The sequence below is a fragment of the Neobacillus sp. YX16 genome (genome assembly GCF_030123505.1).
In the GTDB taxonomy this organism is placed as follows: Bacteria; Bacillota; Bacilli; order Bacillales; family Cytobacillaceae; genus Neobacillus.
Genome location: NZ_CP126115.1, coordinates 3,870,235 through 3,895,347, shown reverse-complemented (window position 1 = coordinate 3,895,347; position 25,113 = coordinate 3,870,235). Strand labels below are relative to the sequence as shown.

General features: G+C 40.8%; 17 protein-coding genes and 3 rRNA genes. 18 read left to right on the top strand and 2 right to left on the bottom strand.

The annotated features are described in order from the left end of the window. Positions 1 to 18: 18 nt before the first annotated feature. Positions 19 to 996, bottom strand: a complete 978-nt coding sequence (locus QNH48_RS19025; RefSeq protein WP_283951573.1) for a ring-cleaving dioxygenase — start codon at positions 994 to 996, stop codon at positions 19 to 21. A 273-nt stretch (positions 997 to 1,269) separates the two neighbouring features. Between QNH48_RS19025 and QNH48_RS19020 the strand changes: the two genes are divergently transcribed. The 12 genes from QNH48_RS19020 to QNH48_RS18965 all read left to right on the top strand — a co-directional run bounded on the left by QNH48_RS19020 (position 1,270) and on the right by QNH48_RS18965 (position 16,930). Then, positions 1,270 to 2,493 carry a DUF438 domain-containing protein gene (locus tag QNH48_RS19020; protein ID WP_283951572.1) on the top strand — a complete coding sequence of 408 codons (1,224 nt, stop codon included), beginning with the start codon at positions 1,270 to 1,272 and terminating at the stop codon, positions 2,491 to 2,493. 359 nt (positions 2,494 to 2,852) lie between these two features. Next, positions 2,853 to 4,402 (top strand): 16S ribosomal RNA (locus QNH48_RS19015). A gap of 198 nt (positions 4,403 to 4,600) precedes the next feature. Next, a 23S ribosomal RNA gene (locus QNH48_RS19010) occupies positions 4,601 to 7,537 on the top strand. Positions 7,538 to 7,614: 77 nt separating this feature from the next. After that, positions 7,615 to 7,730, top strand: a 5S ribosomal RNA gene (gene rrf / locus QNH48_RS19005). The 16S, 23S and 5S rRNA genes sit together here, the layout of an rRNA operon. Before the next feature lie 663 nt (positions 7,731 to 8,393). Continuing rightward, positions 8,394 to 9,575 (top strand): ABC transporter substrate-binding protein, encoded by a 1,182-nt coding sequence (locus tag QNH48_RS19000; RefSeq protein WP_283951571.1) that lies wholly within the window; start codon positions 8,394 to 8,396, stop codon positions 9,573 to 9,575. Positions 9,576 to 9,660: 85 nt separating this feature from the next. Continuing rightward, positions 9,661 to 10,539 (top strand): branched-chain amino acid ABC transporter permease, encoded by an 879-nt coding sequence (locus tag QNH48_RS18995; protein ID WP_095251462.1) that lies wholly within the window; start codon positions 9,661 to 9,663, stop codon positions 10,537 to 10,539. Positions 10,540 to 10,552: 13 nt separating this feature from the next. Continuing rightward, positions 10,553 to 11,491 (top strand): branched-chain amino acid ABC transporter permease, encoded by a 939-nt coding sequence (locus QNH48_RS18990; RefSeq protein ID WP_133371932.1) that lies wholly within the window; start codon positions 10,553 to 10,555, stop codon positions 11,489 to 11,491. 1 nt (position 11,492) lies between these two features. Further along, positions 11,493 to 12,275: an ABC transporter ATP-binding protein gene (locus tag QNH48_RS18985; RefSeq protein ID WP_095251459.1), complete on the top strand. Its 783-nt coding sequence runs from the start codon at positions 11,493 to 11,495 to the stop codon at positions 12,273 to 12,275. Continuing rightward, positions 12,268 to 12,975 (top strand): ABC transporter ATP-binding protein, encoded by a 708-nt coding sequence (locus QNH48_RS18980; protein WP_133371976.1) that lies wholly within the window; start codon positions 12,268 to 12,270, stop codon positions 12,973 to 12,975. Before QNH48_RS18985 ends, QNH48_RS18980 begins: the two co-directional genes overlap by 8 nt. A gap of 103 nt (positions 12,976 to 13,078) precedes the next feature. Continuing rightward, the gene (locus QNH48_RS18975; protein ID WP_283951570.1) at positions 13,079 to 13,765 is read left to right on the top strand and encodes a BsuPI-related putative proteinase inhibitor; all 687 of its coding nucleotides are present in this window, start codon (positions 13,079 to 13,081) and stop codon (positions 13,763 to 13,765) included. A 403-nt stretch (positions 13,766 to 14,168) separates the two neighbouring features. Then, the gene (locus tag QNH48_RS18970) at positions 14,169 to 15,314 is read left to right on the top strand and encodes an acyl-CoA dehydrogenase family protein (RefSeq protein WP_283951569.1); all 1,146 of its coding nucleotides are present in this window, start codon (positions 14,169 to 14,171) and stop codon (positions 15,312 to 15,314) included. A gap of 32 nt (positions 15,315 to 15,346) precedes the next feature. Beyond that, positions 15,347 to 16,930, top strand: coding sequence for an AMP-binding protein (locus QNH48_RS18965; protein WP_283951568.1), 1,584 nt, complete (start codon positions 15,347 to 15,349; stop codon positions 16,928 to 16,930). Positions 16,931 to 16,960: 30 nt separating this feature from the next. On the opposite strand, the gene QNH48_RS18960 is transcribed toward QNH48_RS18965, so the two are convergent. Then, complete coding sequence (locus tag QNH48_RS18960) at positions 16,961 to 19,105, bottom strand: sigma 54-interacting transcriptional regulator (protein ID WP_283951567.1); 2,145 nt, start codon at positions 19,103 to 19,105, stop codon at positions 16,961 to 16,963. Between the two features lie 232 nt (positions 19,106 to 19,337). Between QNH48_RS18960 and QNH48_RS18955 the strand changes: the two genes are divergently transcribed. The 6 genes from QNH48_RS18955 to QNH48_RS18930 are packed head-to-tail and all read left to right on the top strand — an operon-like array spanning position 19,338 to position 25,096. Further along, positions 19,338 to 20,687: an acetyl-CoA carboxylase biotin carboxylase subunit gene (locus QNH48_RS18955; protein WP_283951566.1), complete on the top strand. Its 1,350-nt coding sequence runs from the start codon at positions 19,338 to 19,340 to the stop codon at positions 20,685 to 20,687. A 16-nt stretch (positions 20,688 to 20,703) separates the two neighbouring features. Beyond that, positions 20,704 to 20,916, top strand: coding sequence for an acetyl-CoA carboxylase biotin carboxyl carrier protein subunit (locus tag QNH48_RS18950; RefSeq protein WP_095251435.1), 213 nt, complete (start codon positions 20,704 to 20,706; stop codon positions 20,914 to 20,916). 26 nt (positions 20,917 to 20,942) lie between these two features. After that, on the top strand, positions 20,943 to 21,302 hold the full coding sequence (locus QNH48_RS18945; RefSeq protein WP_283951565.1) for an AtuA-related protein: 360 nt from the start codon (positions 20,943 to 20,945) through the stop codon (positions 21,300 to 21,302). 23 nt (positions 21,303 to 21,325) lie between these two features. Continuing rightward, the gene (locus QNH48_RS18940; protein ID WP_283951564.1) at positions 21,326 to 22,108 is read left to right on the top strand and encodes an enoyl-CoA hydratase/isomerase family protein; all 783 of its coding nucleotides are present in this window, start codon (positions 21,326 to 21,328) and stop codon (positions 22,106 to 22,108) included. A 43-nt stretch (positions 22,109 to 22,151) separates the two neighbouring features. Beyond that, the gene (locus QNH48_RS18935; RefSeq protein WP_283951563.1) at positions 22,152 to 23,531 is read left to right on the top strand and encodes an acyclic terpene utilization AtuA family protein; all 1,380 of its coding nucleotides are present in this window, start codon (positions 22,152 to 22,154) and stop codon (positions 23,529 to 23,531) included. Continuing rightward, positions 23,531 to 25,096 (top strand): acyl-CoA carboxylase subunit beta, encoded by a 1,566-nt coding sequence (locus tag QNH48_RS18930; protein ID WP_283951562.1) that lies wholly within the window; start codon positions 23,531 to 23,533, stop codon positions 25,094 to 25,096. Before QNH48_RS18935 ends, QNH48_RS18930 begins: the two co-directional genes overlap by 1 nt. Positions 25,097 to 25,113 lie beyond the last annotated feature (17 nt).

The window sequence follows — 25,113 nt, the reverse complement described above, 5'->3', positions numbered from 1 at the left end:
CTGCTGGCACTTTCATTTTTATTCCTTTTTAAAATCTATAGTACTTCTAACCGTATTTATTGGACGTACCAATTTTTCTATTTGTTCACGTTTTGATTCAAAGAAAGGTGGTAAGGATAATTTTTCACCAAGGGTTTCATATGGTTCGTCGCCCATAAATCCAGGACCTTCGGTTGCAAATTCAAATAAGATTTGAGGAGCAACCCTTGAATATAGAGAACCGAAAAAGTAGCGATCGACAAAACCTGATGTTTGGAATCCATAAGAGCGTAATTGTTTGTCCCATTCATCCAGTACAGAACGATCTTCTACCCGAAACGCTGCGTGGTGAACGGTACCGAATCCTTGTCGTGCCTGTGGCAGGACCGCATTATATTCAACAACTACTTGTGCGCCATTACCTCCTTCACCAACTTCGAATAAGTGAAAGGCGCCTTCTTGAGCAATCTCTTTAAAAAGAAGTACTTTTTCGATCATTTCTTTAAAATAATCAAAGTTAGCAATTCTTACAAAAATTGGACCTAACCCGGTAATAGCGAATTCTAACGGGACTGGACCTTTTTGCCAAGGTACACCTGCGGTAACTCCCTGATTGTTTTCATCTGAAATCAATTGGTATTGTTGGTCATCGAAATCAACAAACGAGATCGTTTTCTTGCCAAATTGTTCTTTTATTCCTGTATGGGTAACATTTAATCTGTCAAAGCGCTTTGCCCAATAATCTATTGCTGCGTCACTCGGTACACGAAATGAAGTTTTTGAAATCTCATTTGTTCCATGCACGCCTTTTGGAATACCAGGGAAATCGAAAAATGTCATATCTGTTCCTGGGCTCCCGGTGTCATCTGCAAAAAATAAGTGATAAGTTTGAATATCATCTTGATTTACTGTTTTCTTTACAAGACGCATTCCTAATACATAAGTGAAAAATTCATAATTTTTTTCGGCGCTGCTAGTTATAGCCGTTACATGGTGAATGCCTTTTAAATTATTCAAGTTTATTCCTCCATTGATAGTATGTCTTCATTTATTTTTCCCTTTGATAGGGATTAATCAATCTCTTGAAGTAAAATATCTTTAATTCGAGATAAATATAACACGGATAAGAATCTCTGTCAATTTCACCGTCCATAAATTTATCACATTTTAAAGTTTATTTATGTACCAATGATGTTAATCACAATCAGAATTTTTAAATGGTGTTATTTTATGTATGAGATTAATTATCAATAGCATTTAAATCAGAGCAACTAGCGAAGGAGAATATACATGAGTGAATTAATTAATAATCGTGAAGAACTAACTAATAATCCAAGTAAACGTCAAGCTATTTTAAAGCAAATCTTTAAAGATCTTCATGACGGAAAAAATGTTAATGAGGTAAAAGCACATTTTGATGCGTTTATCGGAAAAATAACTATCGATGAAATTTCCCAGTTACAGCATGATTTTGGAGACCTTTCAGTTGAGGAAATGCATCATTTACACGCCAAACATACAGAAATCTTTAGAGGATCTATTGAAGAAGTTGAAAAAACATATAAGCCTGAGGAGCACCCAGGACATCCTATCCACACCTTTATTTTAGAAAATAAGGAACTAGATAAATTGGTAAATACCCAACTTCAAGTACACTTAGAGCAATTTGAAAAGGACGAAAGTTCTGAGAATATTATTGACCTTTTAGGGGATATCAATCTTCTTCTTGATATTGACAAGCACTACAGCCGAAAAGAAAATTTAATTTTCCCTTATTTAGAAACGTATGGCATTTATGGACCAACAAATAATATGTGGCGTATTAATGACTTTATTCGTGATGCAATTAAAGATGCTAGGATGAAGCTTATTTCGTATAACGGGGACAAGCAGACAGTTATTGAAGTATTAAAATTTGTTATTCAGGAAGTTATCACCATGATTTATAGAGAAGAAAATATTCTCTTTCCGATGGCATTGAATAATTTTACCGAAGATGAATGGGTAAAAATTGCACGTGAAAGTGATGAAATTGGATATTGCTTGATTGCACCTACAGAGGTTTGGAAGCCTGAAAGGCATGCATTGAAAGAGAAAGCAATCTCTGAAGGATTTATTAAAATGGAAACAGGGATATTATCTTTAAAACAACTAGAGCTGTTGTTAAATCATTTACCTGTGGATCTCACATTTATTGATCAAGATGATGTAGTCCGCTACTTCTCTCATGGAAAAGAAAGAATTTTTGCCCGCACAAAAGCAGTGATTGGACGTACTGTCCAAAATTGTCATCCTCCAAGAAGTGTACATGTGGTGGAGGAACTGCTAGCTGACTTTAAAGCAGGCAGAAAGGATACAGAAGATTTCTGGATTAAGTTCCGTGATAAATATGTTTATATTCGTTATTTTGCCGTTAGGGATGAGAGTGGTAAATACATGGGCACACTTGAATTTACTCAGAATATTGATCCAATCAAAGCGATTGAAGGGGAAAAAAGGATTATGTCTGAGTAAATGATGTTTTAGAACGCATGGAGGTTTCCATGCGTTCGTTTTTTGGTGTGTAAGATTAAGTTGTATATATATTAATAATGATTAGTTATTTAATAGGGTCATTATGGAAAATATTACTATTGAATCGTAAGTAAATAAAATGTTATTATATAAAAGTTCCCTTCGAGAGGGAGTCGAACATACGAGTAAAACGCAAGAATATGTTGACTTTCACGAAGTGAATATGGTAATATATTTTTTGTTCCTACTAAACTAGCAAAACTTGTTCTTTGAAAACTAAACAAACAAGAACGTCAACAAACAATTTTTTAGCTTTTTAGAAAAGCTAAGCCAACGTAACAAAATGAGCTATATCAACTTTCTTGGAGAGTTTGATCCTGGCTCAGGACGAACGCTGGCGGCGTGCCTAATACATGCAAGTCGAGCGAATCTTGAGGTGCTTGCACCTCTTGGTTAGCGGCGGACGGGTGAGTAACACGTGGGCAACCTGCCTGTAAGACTGGGATAACTTCGGGAAACCGGAGCTAATACCGGATAATCCTTTTCCTTTCATGAGGAAAAGCTGAAAGTCGGTTTACGCTGACACTTACAGATGGGCCCGCGGCGCATTAGCTAGTTGGTGAGGTAACGGCTCACCAAGGCGACGATGCGTAGCCGACCTGAGAGGGTGATCGGCCACACTGGGACTGAGACACGGCCCAGACTCCTACGGGAGGCAGCAGTAGGGAATCTTCCGCAATGGACGAAAGTCTGACGGAGCAACGCCGCGTGAGCGATGAAGGCCTTCGGGTCGTAAAGCTCTGTTGTTAGGGAAGAACAAGTATCGGAGTAACTGCCGGTACCTTGACGGTACCTAACCAGAAAGCCACGGCTAACTACGTGCCAGCAGCCGCGGTAATACGTAGGTGGCAAGCGTTGTCCGGAATTATTGGGCGTAAAGCGCGCGCAGGCGGTCCTTTAAGTCTGATGTGAAAGCCCACGGCTCAACCGTGGAGGGTCATTGGAAACTGGGGGACTTGAGTACAGAAGAGGAAAGCGGAATTCCACGTGTAGCGGTGAAATGCGTAGAGATGTGGAGGAACACCAGTGGCGAAGGCGGCTTTCTGGTCTGTAACTGACGCTGAGGCGCGAAAGCGTGGGGAGCAAACAGGATTAGATACCCTGGTAGTCCACGCCGTAAACGATGAGTGCTAAGTGTTAGAGGGTTTCCGCCCTTTAGTGCTGCAGCTAACGCATTAAGCACTCCGCCTGGGGAGTACGGCCGCAAGGCTGAAACTCAAAGGAATTGACGGGGGCCCGCACAAGCGGTGGAGCATGTGGTTTAATTCGAAGCAACGCGAAGAACCTTACCAGGTCTTGACATCCTCTGACACTCCTAGAGATAGGACGTTCCCCTTCGGGGGACAGAGTGACAGGTGGTGCATGGTTGTCGTCAGCTCGTGTCGTGAGATGTTGGGTTAAGTCCCGCAACGAGCGCAACCCTTGTTCTTAGTTGCCAGCATTTAGTTGGGCACTCTAAGGAGACTGCCGGTGACAAACCGGAGGAAGGTGGGGATGACGTCAAATCATCATGCCCCTTATGACCTGGGCTACACACGTGCTACAATGGATGGTACAAAGGGCTGCAAGACCGCGAGGTTTAGCCAATCCCATAAAACCATTCTCAGTTCGGATTGTAGGCTGCAACTCGCCTACATGAAGCCGGAATCGCTAGTAATCGCGGATCAGCATGCCGCGGTGAATACGTTCCCGGGCCTTGTACACACCGCCCGTCACACCACGAGAGTTTGTAACACCCGAAGTCGGTGGGGTAACCGTAAGGAGCCAGCCGCCTAAGGTGGGACAGATGATTGGGGTGAAGTCGTAACAAGGTAGCCGTATCGGAAGGTGCGGCTGGATCACCTCCTTTCTAAGGATAATGCAGTCCTTGTGGACTGATAAACGTTGACTGTTACTTGTTTGTTTAGTTTTGAGGGAGCAATTCTCTCAAAGCTTTTTTTAATCGTTCTTTGAAAACTAGATAATCGTAAGAAGAAGTCAAAGTAAAACCGAGAATCGCCACATTAGTTTTTCTCTCTTAAGTAATTAAGAAGAAAATAACCTTTTAGGTTAAGTTAGAAAGGGCGCACGGTGGATGCCTTGGCACTAGGAGCCGATGAAGGACGGGACTAACACCGATATGCTTCGGGGAGCTGTAAGTAAGCTTTGATCCGGAGATTTCCGAATGGGGGAACCCACTGCTCGTAATGGAGCAGTATCTTTACCTGAATACATAGGGTATTGAAGGCAGACCCGGGGAACTGAAACATCTAAGTACCCGGAGGAAGAGAAAGCAAACGCGATTCCCTGAGTAGCGGCGAGCGAAACGGGACATAGCCCAAACCAAGAGGCTTGCCTCTTGGGGTTGTAGGACACTCAACATGGAGTTACAAAGGAACGGGGTAGATGAAGCGGTCTGGAAAGGCCCGTCATAGAAGGTAAAAACCCTGTAGTTGAAACTTCGTTCCCTCCTGAGTGGATCCTGAGTACGGCCGGACACGAGAAATCCGGTCGGAAGCTGGGAGGACCATCTCCCAAGGCTAAATACTCCCTAGTGACCGATAGTGAACCAGTACCGTGAGGGAAAGGTGAAAAGCACCCCGGAAGGGGAGTGAAATAGATCCTGAAACCGTGTGCCTACAAGTAGTTAGAGCCCGTTAATGGGTGATAGCGTGCCTTTTGTAGAATGAACCGGCGAGTTACGATTACATGCAAGGTTAAGTTGAAGAGACGGAGCCGCAGCGAAAGCGAGTCTGAATAGGGCGATTTTAGTATGTGGTCGTAGACCCGAAACCAGGTGATCTACCCATGTCCAGGGTGAAGTCCAGGTAACACTGGATGGAGGCCCGAACCCACGCACGTTGAAAAGTGCGGGGATGAGGTGTGGGTAGCGGAGAAATTCCAATCGAACTTGGAGATAGCTGGTTCTCTCCGAAATAGCTTTAGGGCTAGCCTCACGTTGTAAGAGTCTTGGAGGTAGAGCACTGTTTGGACTAGGGGCCCTCATCGGGTTACCGAATTCAGACAAACTCCGAATGCCAAAGACTTATCCGTGGGAGTCAGACTGCGAGTGATAAGATCCGTAGTCAAAAGGGAAACAGCCCAGACCACCAGCTAAGGTCCCAAAGTTTACGTTAAGTGGAAAAGGATGTGGAGTTGCTTAGACAACCAGGATGTTGGCTTAGAAGCAGCCACCATTTAAAGAGTGCGTAATAGCTCACTGGTCGAGTGACTCTGCGCCGAAAATGTACCGGGGCTAAACGTAACACCGAAGCTGTGGATTGACATCTACGATGTCAGTGGTAGGAGAGCGTTCTAAGGGCGTTGAAGCTAGACCGTAAGGACTGGTGGAGCGCTTAGAAGTGAGAATGCCGGTATGAGTAGCGAAAGACGGGTGAGAATCCCGTCCACCGTATGCCTAAGGTTTCCTGAGGAAGGCTCGTCCTCTCAGGGTTAGTCGGGACCTAAGCCGAGGCCGAAAGGCGTAGGCGATGGACAACAGGTTGATATTCCTGTACCACCTCTTTATCGTTTGAGTGATGGGGGGACGCAGGAGGATAGGGTAAGCGCGCTGTTGGATATGCGCGTCCAAGCAGTTAGGCTGGTAAGCAGGAAAATCCGCTTACCGTAAAGGCTGAGCTGTGATGGCGAGGGAAATATAGTACCGAAGTTCCTGATTCCACACTGCCAAGAAAAGCCTCTAGCGAGATAAAAGGTGCCCGTACCGCAAACCGACACAGGTAGGCGAGGAGAGAATCCTAAGGTGTGCGAGAGAACTCTCGTTAAGGAACTCGGCAAAATGACCCCGTAACTTCGGGAGAAGGGGTGCTTTTTGAGGTGAATAGCCTCGAAGAGCCGCAGTGAATAGGCCCAGGCGACTGTTTAGCAAAAACACAGGTCTCTGCGAAGCCGCAAGGCGAAGTATAGGGGCTGACGCCTGCCCGGTGCTGGAAGGTTAAGAGGAGGGGTTAGCGCAAGCGAAGCTCTGAATCGAAGCCCCAGTAAACGGCGGCCGTAACTATAACGGTCCTAAGGTAGCGAAATTCCTTGTCGGGTAAGTTCCGACCCGCACGAAAGGCGTAACGATCTGGGCACTGTCTCAACGAGAGACTCGGTGAAATTATAGTACCTGTGAAGATGCAGGTTACCCGCGACAGGACGGAAAGACCCCGTGGAGCTTTACTGTAGCCTGATATTGAATTTTGGTACAGCTTGTACAGGATAGGTAGGAGCCTGAGAAACCGGAGCGCTAGCTTCGGTGGAGGCGTCGGTGGGATACTACCCTGGCTGTATTGAAATTCTAACCCGCACCCCTTATCGGGGTGGGAGACAGTGTCAGGTGGGCAGTTTGACTGGGGCGGTCGCCTCCTAAAGAGTAACGGAGGCGCCCAAAGGTTCCCTCAGAATGGTTGGAAATCATTCGCAGAGTGTAAAGGCACAAGGGAGCTTGACTGCGAGACCTACAAGTCGAGCAGGGACGAAAGTCGGGCTTAGTGATCCGGTGGTTCCGCATGGAAGGGCCATCGCTCAACGGATAAAAGCTACCCCGGGGATAACAGGCTTATCTCCCCCAAGAGTCCACATCGACGGGGAGGTTTGGCACCTCGATGTCGGCTCATCGCATCCTGGGGCTGTAGTCGGTCCCAAGGGTTGGGCTGTTCGCCCATTAAAGCGGTACGCGAGCTGGGTTCAGAACGTCGTGAGACAGTTCGGTCCCTATCCGTCGTGGGCGCAGGAAATTTGAGAGGAGCTGTCCTTAGTACGAGAGGACCGGGATGGACGCACCGCTGGTGTACCAGTTGTCTTGCCAAAGGCATCGCTGGGTAGCTATGTGCGGACGGGATAAGTGCTGAAAGCATCTAAGCATGAAGCCCCCCTCAAGATGAGATTTCCCATAGCGTCAAGCTAGTAAGAACCCTGAAAGATGATCAGGTTGATAGGTCAGAGGTGGAAGCGTGGTAACATGTGGAGCTGACTGATACTAATCGTTCGAGGACTTAACCAATTTATAAAAGCGAACTCGTTTTACAAACTTCTTCTGAAATTATCTAGTTTTGAGGGAATGATACCTCAAAAAAATAGTCTGGCAGCAATGGCGAGAAGGTCACACCCGTTCCCATACCGAACACGGAAGTTAAGCTTCTCAGCGCCGATGGTAGTTGGGACTTTGTCCCTGTGAGAGTAGGACGTTGCCAGGCAAACGAAGCACAACCTGATTAGGGTTGAGCTTTTTTGTGTTTGTCAAAAGAACAAAAGTTTGTAAAAAAAATGATGGATCGATATTCATGCCCACACTGCTGTACTTCTAATGGAAATGGTAACAAATAGGAGTTATTCGTGCCCGTGCGGTGTCACTTTTAGAGAAAACGGTAAGGAATAGCAGCTATTCGTGCCCATGCAGCCACACTCTTTGAGAAAACGGTAATGAATATTTCTTAATCCACGCTTTTGATTCCCTGCAAGCTAGATTTAAACCGAAGAAGGGTATCAAATTTCACTTTCGATTATATTCAAGTTCGATGTCCACCGAAGAAGAGAACTAAAGCATACATCAAAATGGTATGTCATAACATAAATACATTTTTTGGAATAATAGTTAAGCAGTCTTTTACATAAATCAAAAAAAATTATCTTTCATGAAAACTCAATAAATAGCACTGGAATAACAAGAAAGCGCTTTAACTTTTATAAAAAATAAAAATTTCTGAAATATTGAAATAATATACTAGACTAATAATGAAAAAAGTAATACAATAACTTATGTTAATTAATTTAGGCGATAAACTAATATCATAGGGTCTAAAAAGATACTAAACTTTGGTTATTAGTATCAGAAAATTCAATCAAAGGGGGAAAACACTATGAAAAAGAAATTAGCAAGTGTGTTTATGGCTTCTACTATCTTTGCTGGGGTATTAGCAGGATGTGCAGGAGGAGCGAAAGAAGGTTCAGGGGGCGGAAATTCAGATACCATTAAATTGGGAGTGAATTTAGAGCTTTCAGGTAATGTTGCATCCTACGGTGAATCAATGGCGAAAGGGATCGAAATGGCTGTTGAAGAAATCAATAAAAATGGCGGTGTCGATGGTAAAACGTTTGATATCGTTAAGGTGGATAATAAATCTGATGCAGCAGAGGCGACAAACGGCATTATCAGGTTAACAAGCCAAGACAAGGTAACAGCTGTTATTGGAGCAGCAACGAGTGGTAACACAGTAGCACAAGCTCAGATTGCGAACGACACAGAAACGGTTCTAATTGCTCCAGGCGGAACAAGCCCTACTGTTACTGTAGATGAAAAAGGGAAAGTAAGAGAATTCGTTTTCCGTACTTCTTTTATTGATCCGTTCCAAGGAACAGTGGCAGCTAATTTTGCAGCAAATACTTTAAAAATTAAAGATGCAGCAATTTTTGCTGATAACTCAAGTGATTATGCAAAAGGTTTATCGGATGCCTTCAAGGAAACGTTTGAAGCTGCAGGTGGAAAAGTGGTTGCCGAAGAAGCATATGTAGCAAAGGATACAGACTTCCGTGCGACATTAACTCGAATCAAATCAAAAAATCCATCATTCATTTTTATCCCTGGGTATTATGAAGAGGTTGGCTTAATTGTAAAGCAAGCTCGTGAATTAGGAATCGATGTTCCATTAGTGGGTGCCGATGGCTGGGATTCTCCTAAATTAGTTGATTTAGCAGGAGCAGAAGCATTAAATAATACTTACCTAATTAATCATTACTCATCTGAAGATCCAGATGAAAAGGTTCAAAAGTTTGTAACAGCATTTAAAGATAAGAACAAAGGTGAAGCACCTAATGCCTTCAATGCACTTGGTTATGACACGGTTTACTTCCTAGCGGATGCCGTTAAGCGTGCTGGAAGCACTGATTCAAGTAAGATTCAGGAAGAACTAGCGAAAACAAAAGATTTAAGCCTTGTTACAGGAGTAGTAACCATTGATAAAAATCATCATCCAATTAAAACAGCTACCATTCTAGAATATAAAGATGGTAAACAAGTATTTAATACAAAAGTAAATCCTTAAGAGTACTAGTTAAGTAGAATGGAAGGATCATCCTTCCATTTTACTTTTTTAAAAGTTAATTCTGGAAATAGTAGGAGTGAGAACAATGGAGTGGTTACAACAATTGATAAACGGAATTTCACTCGGAAGCATTTATGCCTTAATCGCATTAGGCTATACCATGGTTTATGGGATCATAAAATTAATAAACTTTGCTCATGGTGATGTTTTTATGGTAGGTGCGTTCGTCGGGTTTTATGCGATTAAGGGATGGGGGCTGGGCTTCTTTCCAGCATTATTATTCTCAATGGCGTTTTGTGCGGTGTTTGGAGTATTGATTGAAAGAATTGCTTATAAGCGTCTTCGAAATGCGACTAGAATTGCTGCCTTAATTACAGCAATTGGAATGTCACTGCTAATTGAGTATGGTGTGATTTACGCCCGAGGAGCACAACCCGAGGCATACCCTGATAATGTATTACCGAGTACAACATTTAACTTGTTTGGGGCACAAATTAACAGTCAGTCCCTTTTTATCCTGGCTGTGTCACTTGGCCTTATGATTATTTTACAAATTATTGTTCACCGTACAAAGGTCGGTAAAGCAATGCGAGCAGTATCACATGACATCGATGCAGCGAGATTAATGGGTATTAATGTTGACAGAACCATCTCCTATACATTTGCGATTGGTTCTGCTTTAGCTGGGGCAGCAGGTGTCATTTTTGGTGTCTATTATACAAAAATCGAACCACTTATGGGAATTATCCCTGGATTAAAGGCGTTTGTTGCGGCTGTACTAGGTGGAATAGGAATTATCCCAGGAGCCATGGTCGGCGGTCTTATTTTAGGGGTTGTTGAATCAATCGTTAGTGCTTTAGGATTTTCCTTATGGAGAGACGCAGTAGCGTTTATCATATTAATTCTTATCCTAATTTTTAGACCAACAGGCATCTTTGGTAAAAATACAAGAGAGAAAGTGTAGGTGGGATAGACAGATGAAAAAAGCAACTAAATTCTGGCTATTTCTCATTTTAGCAGCCGTTATATATGGAATTGGCCAAGCCTTAATTCAAACAGGGATATTAAATGCTTTTTATAGCAATATGTTGACATTAATGATCATTAACATAATTTTAGCAGTGAGTCTTCACTTGGTAATTGGGATTACTGGACAATTTTCAATTGGACATGCTGGTTTCCTTGCTGTGGGGGCGTATGTATCAGCGATTATCACGATGAAATTCGAATTGCCTTTCGTGTTAGCGATCATCATCGGAGGAATTGTAGCAGCATTAGCAGGGCTGCTTGTCGGCATACCTACTTTAAGACTGCGAGGAGATTACCTGGCTATTGCGACACTTGGATTTGGTGAGATTATTAGAATTGTTTTCTTAAATATTGAGTATGTTGGCGGCGCTGCGGGAATGATGGTTTCTAATATGACGACTTGGACAAGCGCATTTGTATGTCTCGTCATCACGATTCTAGTGATATCGAATTTTACCAACTCGCGGCATGGAAGAGCGTGTATAGCGATTCGGGAAAATGAAATTGCGGCAGATGCAATGGGAATCAACACGACATTTTACAAAGTTGCTGCTTTCGCTATTGGTTCATTCTTTGCAGGTATTGCCGGCGGTTTGTTTTCTCATAATTTTTATATTATCCAGCCAACTAACTTTGGTTTCTTAAAATCATTTGATATCTTAATTTTCGTTGTTTTAGGCGGACTTGGCAGTTTATCTGGATCCGTGATTTCTGCAATCCTTTTAACGGTTATATCCACGTACTTGCAGCAATATCCTGAAACTCGAATGATTATTTATAGTGTGGTATTAGTGGTGGTCATGCTGTACCGTCCTCAAGGATTAATGGGTACACGTGAGATTACAGATTTCTTTGGTAAAAAGAAAAGTGCGAAAGGAGGAATTTAACGTGGGCGCTTTACTGCAAGTTAAAAATGCAGGGATACAGTTTGGCGGTTTAAAGGCGGTTTCAGGCTTTAATATGGAACTTAATCAAGGTGAATTGATCGGTTTGATTGGTCCGAATGGAGCAGGGAAAACAACGAGCTTTAATTTGTTAACGGGTGTATATGTACCGACAGAGGGTGACATTTTGTTCGATGGCAAAAGGCTGAATGGGCTTGCTCCATACCAAGTAACACGAAATGGAATCAGTCGTACGTTTCAAAATATCCGCCTTTTCAGTGAATTATCTGTATTAGATAATGTGAAAGTTGCTTATCACTCTTTAGCGAAGCATTCTATTTTAAGTTCCATCTTTCGCCTGCCTTCCCATTTCTCAGAGGAAAAGGTAATGGAGGAAAAATCACTAGAATTTTTAAAGATTTTTCAATTGGATCGTTATAAAGATGAAAAGGCGAAAAATTTACCTTATGGTCAGCAACGTAGATTGGAAATTGCCAGGGCATTGGCGGCGGGTCCAAAATTATTGCTCCTTGACGAGCCTGCAGCGGGGATGAACCCACAGGAAACACATGAGCTAATGGAATTAATCGCATTCATCAGAAATCAGTTTGATTTAACGATTCTCCTCATTGAACATGACATGGCATTGGTTATGGGGATTTGTGAAAGAATTTATGTGTTAGACCATGGACAATTGATTGCGGAGGGGACACCTGATGTGATTCGTAATCATCCAAAAGTAATTGAAGCCTACCTAGGAGAGGAGGTACCGAGTGCCCATGCTTAACGTGAATGGAATTGATGTTTTTTATGGAAATATTCAAGCTCTTAAGGGCGTTTCTTTGGAAATCAATGAGGGAGAAATTGTGACCCTGATTGGTGCGAATGGTGCCGGAAAAAGTACTCTTCTTAAGACTTTATCTGGGCTTCTTAAACCAAAGTCTGGGAGCATTGAGTATTTAGGCAATTCGATTTCAGGTAAGGCTCCACAGTCTATTGTGAAAGTTGGTATTTCTCATGTACCTGAGGGACGCCGTGTGTTTGCCAATATGAGCGTAGAGGAAAACCTGGAACTAGGTGCTTATTTAAGAAAAGATGCGGCGGGAATCCGCAAAGATATTCAAAGTGTTTACGAGCTTTTTCCGAGATTGCAAGAGCGTCGAAAGCAATTATCGGGAACACTTTCTGGAGGAGAACAGCAAATGCTGGCGATGGGAAGAGCGATTATGGCGAAGCCTAAGCTGCTGTTGCTGGATGAACCTTCAATGGGATTGGCTCCGTTAATGGTTAAAACGATTTTTCAAATCATTGAGAAAATCAACCAAGATGGAACTACTATCTTGCTGGTGGAACAAAATGCGAATATGGCATTATCCGTAGCAGACCGTGCCTATGTAATTGAAACAGGCAGGGTAGTAATCTCAGGAACAGCCGCTGAGCTACAGGCAAGTGAAGAAATCAAAAAGGCGTACCTTGGTGGACTATAGCTTAAAAGTTAAAAATCTTTCTATAAAAATCAGATATTCTTGTAACCCTAATCTCCTTTTAATCGACTATTAAGGTAATTCGATTAAAAGGAGATTTTCATTTATGCTATATAGAAAGATAATGATGCTCGTATTAGTAGCTGGACTATTAAGCGCTTGTGGTACGGGAAGTAATACAAATGGGAACAGTGAGGGTGTGAAAAAAGAGAACCCAGCAGAATACCCAAAACAAAATGAAATTGTTGCAAGCTTTCATCCAACAATTGAAATAAAAGAAGAAAACAATTCTATCATTATTGATTACAAAGTGAAAAATTTATCGGGTGAACCTCAAAAACTATCGTTTTCAAGTGGACTACAGGCTGATTTTATTGTTTTTGATGAAGAGGGAAAAAAAGTCAAACATTACTCTGAGGAAGTCATGTCAACGCAGGCAATCAGCGAGATGACGTTAGAGAATAATCAAGAGATTCAAAACTCATTTACCATTTCTGACCTTTATAATGGTCGTTATCGTATTGAAGTATTTTTAACCGCCAAGGAAGAACAGGCAAGGGTGGTAACCGATTTGATTGTTGAAAACTCCTTATATACAAAAGCTTCAGGGATACTTGTCGGACAAATGGATCCTCATACCATTGAAGTGGATGTAAAGGGAGAAAAGGAAGCATTCAAATTAACAGAGGAAGCTATTAGTCAATTGCCATCCTTAAAAGAAGCTAGTGAAATTTCATTTGTCTATACAGAAAATGAAATACAAAAGACCATTGAAAGGTTTTTGCTAGAATAGGAATAGAACAAAGTGCACTCAACCGAGTGCACTTTCATTTTATTATACGACCGATTAAGCAGCCTTCCAGCCGGTAACATCATCTTCGAGTGGTAGATTATACTTCATAAAATTCATTAATTCCTTACATTATAATTATTTGGATGGTGCCTAAACTTTTTTTATTTTAAAAAGGCTCACAGTGAACGATTGTACAATTATTAAACGTAGGGTGTATAAAAATTATACACTTGGAACTATTTTGAAAAATATTTTACTAGAACTAGCTTTTGGCACAATTATTGCAGATATACTAGTATCCTAGATATTGTACTTTTTAAAAAGGATATGAGGAATCTTGTATCGAATGATAAGTGTAATAGAGAGGAAATTTCATATCGGAATATAAGTGGAGGGATGATAAATGGAATTTTCAGAAGAATTGAAATTTTTAAGAAAAACGGTTGCGAATTTTGTATTAAAAGAAATTGCACCCATTGCTGAAGAAATGGATAGAACAGATGAGTTTCCAAATTGGATCTGGAAAAAGCTTGGTGAATTAGGCGTATTAGGTGTAACCATTCCAGAGGAATATGGCGGGACAGGACTTGGACCGGTTGAACAAGCGATGGTGACGGAAGAGATTTCTAAATATAGTGCAGCAATTGCTGTATCGTATGCTGCCCATTCTAATTTATGTGCACACAATCTTTATCATAATGGGAATGAAGCTCAAAGAAAAAAGTATCTTCCTGGACTGTGCAGCGGGGATTTAATTGGTGCACTCGGCTTAACAGAACCTGGTTCGGGTTCAGACGCGGTTGGGATGAGTACGACTGCTAGACGAGAAGGCGATTATTACATTTTAAATGGCAGTAAAACATTTATCACCAATGGCCCCATTGCGGATGTCTTAATTGTTTATGCAAAAACAGACAAGGATAAAGGTGCTCATGGAATCACTGCTTTTATAGTTGAAAAAGGCTATCCAGGATTTTCCGTTTCGAAACGACTTGAAAAAATGGGAAATCGCGGTTCCGCTACCGGTGAGTTAATCTTTGATGAATGCCGTGTTCCAGTGGAAAATGTTTTAGGTGAAGTGAATAAAGGAATTAAAGTCATGATGGGCGGCTTGGATATTGAAAGAGTCGTAGTTTCAGCATTAGCACTAGGCATTGGAGAAGGGGCTTTTAGAGAAGCAGTGAAATACTCGAAGGAAAGAAGTCAATTTGGAAAAGAAATTGCTAACTTTCAGCTAATCCAAGCGAAAATTGCCGATATGTACACAAACTTACGTGCTGCGAGACTATTAACCTATGAGGCTGCATCAGAGGCTGCAAAAGGAAAAAAGGTCACGTTAAAGGCAGCTTCTGCCATTCTATTTACAGCTGAAACCGCAACAAAGACAGCGTTAGAAGCTGTTCAAATTCATGGCGGGTATGGTTATATGCTGGATTATCCGGTAAACCGTTATCTCCGGGATGCAAAACTCTATGAAATTGGAGCAGGTACCTCAGAGGTTAGACGCTTGATTATTGCAAGAGAACTATTAGACGTCAAAACCTTTTAATCGGGATTATTTTTAATAAGAGGGGGATGCGAATGTCATTAGATTATAACTTAATTCATCGCGTTAATATGGGAGATATTTTAAAGAGAAGCTCTAAAAGATACCCAAATAAAATAGCTGTTATAGAAGGCGACAAAAGAGTGTCTTATCTAGGGCTGAACAAATGGGTTAACAAGGTGGCAAGGGGTTTCCAATCGATTGGAATTGTAAAAGGCGATCGACTCTCGATACTCTCCAGTAATTCCATTGAATTTATCCTAACCTACTTTGCCTGTGCAAAGGCGGGAATTACTATTGTTCCCATTAATACAGGTTTACTTTCGAATGAAATAGAATATATCCTAAAAGACTCTAATTGCAAAGCTGTTGTAGTAGAAGACTCACTTCTTGATTTATTGCCAGCTAGTGAATCCCTTAAAGAGGTAATTGTTATAGGTGACTATGACACTAGTAAAATAACCAATCATAACCAGCGGTTTCATGGATGGGAGCCCCTCTGGAGTGCAGAGGACGACTCAGAGGTTCTCTGTGAGGTAAATGATCGAGATTTAATGCAATGTTTATACACCAGCGGAACAACCTCCAACCCAAAAGGAGTGATGAGCAGTCATACTGCTGTCTATTTTAATACCTTGGGTACAGCTTTTGATTTAAAGTTTACGGACCAGGATATTTCGATTGCCATGCTGCCATTCTTCCACACTGCGCAACTAAATGCGATTTCAACACCTGTTTTCCTTGCAGGCGGAACGACGATTATCATGAAAAAGTTTGAACCTGTAACATTAATGTCCTTAATAGAAAAAGAAAAAGCAACCCAAATATTTGGTCTGCCGATGATGTACCGTACCTTACTAGACCATCCAAAAAGAGTAGATTATGATTTAACCTCACTGAGATTATGTGTGTATGCGATGGCACCTATGCCAGATTATGAACTTCAGCGTGCACATAATGTCTTCAAATGTGACTTCGCCCTTCTTTTTGGTCAAACCGAAATGGCACCTGTTGCAACTGTTTTTCGCCCTGAGCACCAATTAATAAAGTCTGGAGCAGTCGGAACTCCAGCGGTTAACGTAGAAGTGGGAATTATGAATGAGATGGGTGAAATACTCGGAGAAAATGAAGTAGGGGAAATTGTTTACCGTAGTCCACAAACAATGGAAGGTTACTTAAACGACACTCAAAAAACAGATGAAGCCTTTGCGAATGGGTGGTTCCATAGTGGGGACTATGGATATTTTGACGAAGATTCTATCCTATGGTTTGCTGACAGGAAGAAGGATATGGTGAAAACGGGTGGTGTCAATGTCTCGTCCATTGAGGTGGAGAAGAGTATATTTCATCATCCCAATGTTCTAAATGTGGCTGTTGTGGGACTTCCCCACGAACACTGGACAGAAGCACTTACAGCCTTTGTAATTTCAAAAAATAACGAAGAGATTCCAGAGGAAGAAATTATTCAATTATGTAAACAGCAATTGGGAGGATATAAAATTCCTAAAAAAGTCATTACCCTAAAGAAATTCCCAATGACTTCTTCAGGGAAAATTCAAAAACATATCCTTCGCAATGAACATATTAATCTGTTTGAACAAGAGACTATAAAAAAATAATAAAGAAGGAGACCCTTGTCTCCTTCTTTATTATTTGATATTAAAGTACACATTTGACTCAATATTATATTTTTTTAGTTTGTTATATAAGGTAGTTCTGCTAATACCGAGAAGATCAGCTGCTTTGGAGCGATTACCTTGAACAGACTCTAATGTTTCCATAATAATCGATTTTTCAGAGTCTTTTAGAGAGACCGTTTCACTAGAAACTTGCTTGTTTTGAACGACTGGAGGGGTACTTGGTGGAATGAATTCTCTAGAAATAATTGATTGATTATTTTCTAGAAGTTCCAATGGCAAATGAATCGTGTCAATCCAATTCTTTACATCAAAATTCATCGCTCGTTCAAGGATGTTTTCTAATTGCCGTATGTTTCCCGGCCAAGAGTACTCTTTTATAATAGTGAATGCTTCTGGACTAATACCTATAACTTGTTTATTTAATCTGTCATTTAGCTTGTTGATTAGGTGATTGCATAATAAAGGAATATCACCTTTTCGCTCCCTAAGGGGTGGGATTTGGATGGTAACAACATTAATCCGGTAATAAAAGTCCTCTCGGAATTCCCCATCTTGGACTAACTGATATAAATCCTTATTGGTAGCGGCTATGATTCTTACATCTACCGTACGCGTGCGGTTGTCGCCAATTCTTTCAAAATTTCTTTCCTGAAGAACCCTAAGTAATTTCGATTGCAGTGCCAGGGGCATATCACCAATTTCATCTAAGAAAAGCGTCCCCTTGTCTGCCAATTCAAATTTACCAACTTTTCCTCCACGGCGTGCCCCTGTAAAGGCACCATCTGCATATCCAAAAAACTCAGATTCCAACAATTCAGATGGAATGGCCGCGCAATTTACCTTCACAAAATTTCCTTTTCGACCTGATTCTTTATGTACAGCCTCTGCAAAAAGCTCTTTTCCTGTACCACTTTCGCCAGTAATTAATACGGTTGAATTATTTTTTGCCGATAAAAGGGCTTGATGTTTTAAGTTGGCCATCTTTTTATCATTAGACTTAATAATGTCAAATGAGGAGTTTTGCGTTAATTTTTGGTATTCACTTCGATAGAAATTTAATTCACTTTCCAGCTTATCCATACGATAAAATAATTCTTTCCACTGATCCAACTGGTTAGAGATTATTTTAATAATCATTCCAACCTCTTTACCTGCATGAACGATAAATTCCTTTGTTACGATACCGGTTTTATTATTTATTGTCATAATTTCTTTTCTTTGGTGGGGGTCGTCTGTGAATGGACCAAGGACGGGAACGGATTCTTCAATTTTCTTGTTAATAATAGTCTTATCATTAAGTTCAAAAAGGTCTAAGAATGCCTGATTCGTAAGCGTAATTCTGCCTTGTTTATCGGTAATGATGACGGCGTCATAGGATAAAGCCATTGCCTGTTGTAATGTTTGCTGGAGGTTTTTAGTTGTTTCTAGCTCTTGAGCAAATTCTTCTAATGTGGTGATATCTTTGATGATGGCTAGCGCTCCACTAGTATTCTCTTTATAAGTTATAGGGATAAAGGAACCAATCCCGGTGATAGGACCCAAAGTTACCTTTTTTTGTTTAATGGTTGTTAAATCATCTAATGTTGACACCATGTAGGGGGCAATTTCAGGAAAACACTCTTCGATATTTCTTCCAATAATATCTTCTTTTTTCAAAAGCATGACTTTTTCAGCTGCCCCATTAAACGCAACAATCTGATTGTTTCTATCAATGGAGATGACAATATCCTGCAGATTTTCGATTAACCCTGTTAATTGATTGACGAGAATTTCTGTTTCATGTAAGAAACCATTAATGATATCGGATTTGCTAATAACTCCAACAACTTTATTTTCCTGGTTGAGCACAATCCCGTGGGCTACATTATGTTGGAGCAACACATCCTTTACCTGTCTAAATCCTTCTTTATCATTTACCGTCAGGACATCTCTTCGAAGAATGGACTTAAGAGGAGTATCTAGGCTCGTCCCAGCTAATATGGATCGATAAACACTGTACTTGCTAACAATACCGAGGGGATAATTTGAGTCATCAACAATACAGGCAACATCAATTCGCTGCTTTAGAAATCCCATGATTACATCAGAAATAATGTTGTTTTCTGTTAACAACAGCGGTTTGGAATAGTAATCAGCGATATTTAATTCTTTCATGACTTTAATGGAAAATCTCCTCCTTACATAAGTGTAAAAGAAGTGAACACTTGTTTAATATTATAACAAAATTCTGAAAATATACAATTATTGAACAGTTTTGTAGTCCATGAGAATTCAAGTATCCTTGATTTCCTTCTATTTCGTGTTGGCACGTTAATTGCAAATAAGTAAGGTAAGATTACAAAAATTATTTTTACAAAAGTAACCTTGTGGATTTGGAGGATAAAGAATGACAATCAAAAAAATATTAATTGCAAATCGAGGAGAAATTGCCAACCGAATTATTCAAACATGTAAAAGATTAGGGATAGGGACAGTGGCTGTTTATTCAGAGGCAGACGAACAAATGCCATACGTTACCGCAGCAGATGAAGCCTACTTAATAGGACCGCCGCCTGCATTTCAAAGCTACTTAAAGGTTGATGAAATTATTAAAGTAGCGCTAGAAGCAAAGGTTGATGCGATTCATCCAGGGTATGGGTTTATTTCAGAAAACAGCGCATTTGTTGACCGCTGTGAAAAGGAAGGGATTATTTTCATCGGACCATCCAGTGAAGTAATTAAAATGATGGGAAGCAAAATTGAAGCTAGAAAGAGGATGAAGGAACTGGATGTTCCGGTTGTTCCGGGAAGTGTCAATGCACTAGAGACAATCGAAGAAGTCCTTCAAAACGCTAACTCAATTGGATATCCGGTGATGTTAAAAGCCAGTGCTGGCGGGGGCGGCATAGGAATGGAGCTTGTCTATTCTGATACTGAACTAGAAAAAGCTTTCACCTCTACCAAAAGCCGTTCGGAAAAATTCTTTGGAGATTCTTCTATTTTTATTGAAAAGTACATTGAAAATCCAAGACATATCGAAATGCAAATTGCGATTGATCATTGTGGGAATGCAGTTCATCTTTTTGAAAGAGAATGTTCTGTTCAACGCAGACATCAAAAGGTGATAGAAGAAAGTCCATCGCCTTCCATCCAGCCACAACAACTGGAGGAACTAAAACAAGCTGCATTAAAAGGAGCTGTAGGGATTGGTTACCGAAATATAGGGACGATGGAATTTATTTTTGATGAACAAGGGAACTTTTACTTTTTAGAGATGAACACAAGGCTCCAAGTGGAACATCCAGTAACAGAGGAAATTACCGGCATAGACTTGGTAGAATGGCAAATTGAAATTGCCAATCAACACCGTTTACCGTCTCTGCAACAAAGTATTAAACGACAAGGGCATGCCATGGAATGCAGGATATATGCAGAAGATCCCATCCGCTTTTACCCTTCACCAGGTACTATAAATCAGTTAGTTTGGCCAAATAATGTAAGGATTGATACTGGTATTGTAAACGGAACAACAATCACTCCTTTCTACGATCCTATGATTGCCAAAATCATCACTAAGGGATCAACGAGAGAGGAAACCGTTAGAAAAATGAAAAAAGCACTTTTGGAAACGGAGATTCAAGGAATCAAAACCAATATTCCGCTGTTGTTAGAAGTTTTAGATAATGATCAATTCCAGCAGGGGCACTATTCAACAAATCTTATAAAAAGTATGCGTGAAAATGCAATAAAACAATAGATAAGGAATGAAAAATATGAATATTCGGTCAAATATGAGTGGAAGTCTATGGAAATTAGTTGTTAAAGTAGGGGATCAAGTAGAAGCAGGACAGGAAGTAGCCATTTTAGAATCTATGAAAATGGAAATTCCCATTGTTTCCGAAGGCTCAGGCGTTGTAGAAGCGATATTAAAAAATGAAGGTGACTTTGTCCAAGAGGATGAGGTCGTAGTGAGGCTTCAAGCATAGAAAAAGGTTAAAGGAGGAACAAGAAAATGCAAAGAGTAAAACTTGCACAGATTGCTATATCTAGATCTGGTGATAAAGGGAATATTTCCGATATTTCATTGTTTGCTAAAAATAGTCAAGTTTTTGAAGTGTTAAAAATAGAAGTAACAGAGGACCGAGTGAAAGAACATTTTGCTGGATTATGTACCGGAAAAGTAGAGCGATATGAGGTTCCCAATGTATTAGCATTAAAATTTGTTTTACATGATGCGCTAGGCGGCGGGTCTGCTTCATCACTTAGAATGGATAATTTAGGGAAATCCTTAAGTGCAGCATTATTGAGAATGCAAGTAGAAGTCCCCCCTCACGTTTTGGAACGTTTAGAAGAAAAAAATTTAGTTAATTAAAGAACCGGTCAGGAGGATAAATTATGGTCGAATTAGTACGTTATCAAATAGAGAATAACATTGGCATTATTGAAATGAATGACCCAGAGAGCAGGAATTCACTGTCTCAGGACATGTGTATAACACTTATTAATACACTTAAGTGTGCTGAAGCAGATAATGAAGTCCACGTTATTTTATTAACGGGCGCAGGTACCGCCTTTTGTGCAGGGGGAAACCTTAAAGAATTTTCACGCTATCAAGAAAAGCTTGCAAGTGTGATTCATAAAGAGGGAGAAGCGACGACCAAACTTTTTCAAACGCTTACAGGCTTACAGAAGCCAGTCATTGGAGCTGTTAATGGTCATGCATTAGGAGGCGGATTAGGCCTAGTAGCTGCCTGTCACTATACAGTCGCATCTTCGAACGCAAAGTTAGGAACGACTGAGATTAAATTAGGCTTATTTCCACTAGTAATCCTCCCGATTATCATTGAGGCGATTGGCAGTAAGAAAGCATTAGAAATTAGTTTTACGGGAGAGATTTTTAAAGCAGATAAAGCAAAGGAATATGGATTGGTGAACAAAGTGGTTCCACCAGAGCAAGTGATGGATGAAGCACTTGCATTCGCTAAAATGCTGGCTTCAGCAAGTCCGTTAGCATTAAAAATTGGGTTGGATTGCTTTGTGAACACACGTGATATGGAAATGAACAAGAAGTTAGATTATGCCAACACATTGCGCGTCATTTCGTTCCTCAGTGACGATGTAAAAGAAGGTGCGGAGGCATTTTTAGAAAAAAGACTGCCAGTTTGGAAAGGCAGATAAAAAATAGTCCCTTCGTTTAAAAAATAGCTTGGAGGTAATTAGAATGTCCAAAAAAGTAAGAATTGGCGCAGGTATGGGTTTTTATGGTGATTCCGTATTACCCGCATTAGATATAGCGAAAAATGGGAATGTACAATACATTTGCTTCGATGACCTTGCGGAATTAACCATGGCCATACTGGAAAAAGATCGAAAAAAGGATCCAACCAAGGGTTATACAAAAGATATCACCCAAACGATGAACTTATTATTACCAGAGTGTTTTCCAAAAGGAATTAAACTTATCACTAATGCTGGCGGTATTAACCCTGAGGGGGCCGTTAATGAAGTGAAGCGTGTTGCCAAATCGTTAGGATTTGATGATATCAAAATAGGACTGGTCAAAGGGGATAATATCTATGGCGGATTAAATGAGTTAAGCCCCTACTTCCTTACAAAGGATGGAGAAGAATCCTGGGAGCAATATGAAGATCGATTGCTATTTGCCTCGGTTTATTTAGGAGCACAACCGATTGTAGAAGCGCTAAAACAAGGAGCGGACGTTGTTATAACAGGACGTACAACAGACTCTGCTCAATTTGCTGCTCCATTAATCTATGAATATAACTGGTCTTATGATGACTGGGATCGTGTGGCATCCGCGGTTTTATTAGGTCATTTAATGGAATGCTCGGGACAGGTAACCGGAGGGAACTATACAGGTGCATGGCAGGATATCGAAGATTTAGATAATATCGGATATCCCATTGCCGAAGTCAGTGAAGATGGTTCCTTCATCCTCACAAAAACCGAAGGAACTGGCGGAAAGGTTAGCGTAGAAACCGTAAAGGAACAATTCCTTTATGAAATTCATGACCCGCATCATTATATCACCCCAGATGTTATTGTCGATTTTACTTCGGTGATTTTTGAGGATATTGGACCTGACCAAGTACGTGTTTCAAATGTAAAAGGAAAACCTGCTCCGCCAACATTAAAGGTTTTAATAGGTTATGAGAATGGCTGGGCAGGGGACGGTATGTTGGGGTACTCATGGCCAAATGCATTAGAAAAGGCAAAAAAGGCAGAGGAAATCCTAAAGAAGCAGATTAATAGACTTGGAATCAGGACAGAAGAAATCCATACCAGTTACATTGGATACAATTCATTACATGGTCCCCTGGCTCATGAAGTGGAATCAGATTCATTGAATGAAATTTATCTATACTTTGCGATTCGAACAAAAGAAAAAAGCGATGCAGCCAAATTTGGAAAATTACTTTCACCGTTAGCTGTTAATGGACCGCCATTTGGGGGCGGCGGTTTAGGGAAGGGTGGAAAGCCGAGGCAATTATTAGGTATCTATTCATGCTTAATTGATAGAAATGTAATTGAAAGTGAAGTAACGGTAGAGATTGTAACAGTGAACAAGGAGGCAGTCTAATGACAAAAACACAAATTGAAACATTCCAACTGACAAATCAACAAAAAGAAGAAAAAATTGAAGCCGAAAAAGAACGGATCAAAGAGGGCGGGGCAGAAAAATATCGAAATCGTGCCAAGGAACAAGGTAAATTACTGGTTCGTGAGCGACTTGCGCTTCTCCTTGATCCCGGCTCCTTCCGTGAGGAGGGTTTACTAGCTGAAGCGCTTAAACCAGATTTAGCAGCGGATGCCATGGTGACCGGAATCGGTAAAATTAATGGACGTAAAGTTGCGTTTTTAGCGGCTGACCCAACGGTAAAGGCAGGATCTTGGGGTGCGAAGTCAGTTGAAAAAATGATTCGTATTCAAGAACTGGCGATGAAAATAAAAATTCCGATGATTTATATGCTGGACTCTGCAGGAGGCAGGATTACCGATCAAATTAGAATTTTTCCAGGCCGCAGACATAGTGGAAAAATTTTCTATAATCAAGTGAAAATGTCAGGTATGGTGCCGCAAATTTGCATAAATTTTGGTCCTTCACCTGCAGGTTCTGCTTATATTCCTGCTTTTTCGGATCTAGTTATTATGGTAGATAAACAGGCTAGTGCCTATTTAGGTTCTACCAGAATGGTAGAAATGGTCATTGGGGAAAAAACAACAATGGAAGAAATGGGCGGAGCCAGAATGCATTGCTCAACAAGCGGACTAGGGGATGTTCTAGCAAAAAATGATGAAGATGCAATTGAAATCATCAAACAATATCTTTCCTATATGCCGCAAAATTATAAGTATACACCTGAAATGGTGGAAGCAGTTTCGGCTAAGCCTGGAAGGTCTATTAAAGAGATTATTCCAGAGGATATGAATCGACCTTATGATATGTACGAGTTGATTGATCGCGTCATTGATGAGGGAACCTGGTTTGAAGTCAAAAAACTGTTTGCTCCTGAGCTCATTGTAGGCTTTAGCCGGATAGGAGGCAGAGTGGTTGGAATCGTTGCAAACCAGCCGAAGGTAAAGGGCGGTACCCTATTTGTTGATACAGCAGATAAGGGAGCTAGATTTGTTACCCTTTGTAACGCCTATAATATTCCTCTTCTATTTTTATCTGATGTTCCAGGGTATATGGTTGGTTCTTCCGTTGAGAGAAAAGGAATCATCCGTCATGGAGCAAAATTTATTACAGCTGTTTCGGAAGCGACTGTACCAAAGCTCACGGTAATCGTACGAAAGACGTATGGTGCAGGATTATATGCAATGTGCGGACCCGCTTATGATCCGGAAAAAGTAATTGCCTTACCTTCTGCTTCCATCGCCATTATGGGTCCTGAGGCTGCCATTAATGCTGTTTACTATAACAAAATTCAAGCACTTCCTGAAGCGGAACGACCTGAATTTATTCAGAAAATGCGTGAAGAGTATTCAGAGGATATTAACATTTATGCACTTGGTTCTGAGCTCATTATCGATGAGGTTATACCGTATGACCAGCTTCGCGAAGAAACGATTGTACACTTTGACTATTATGAATCAAAGGATATTACCTTTGGGGAGAAAAAATGTCCGGTTCATCCAGTATAAGCGGTAAGAATGGAGGA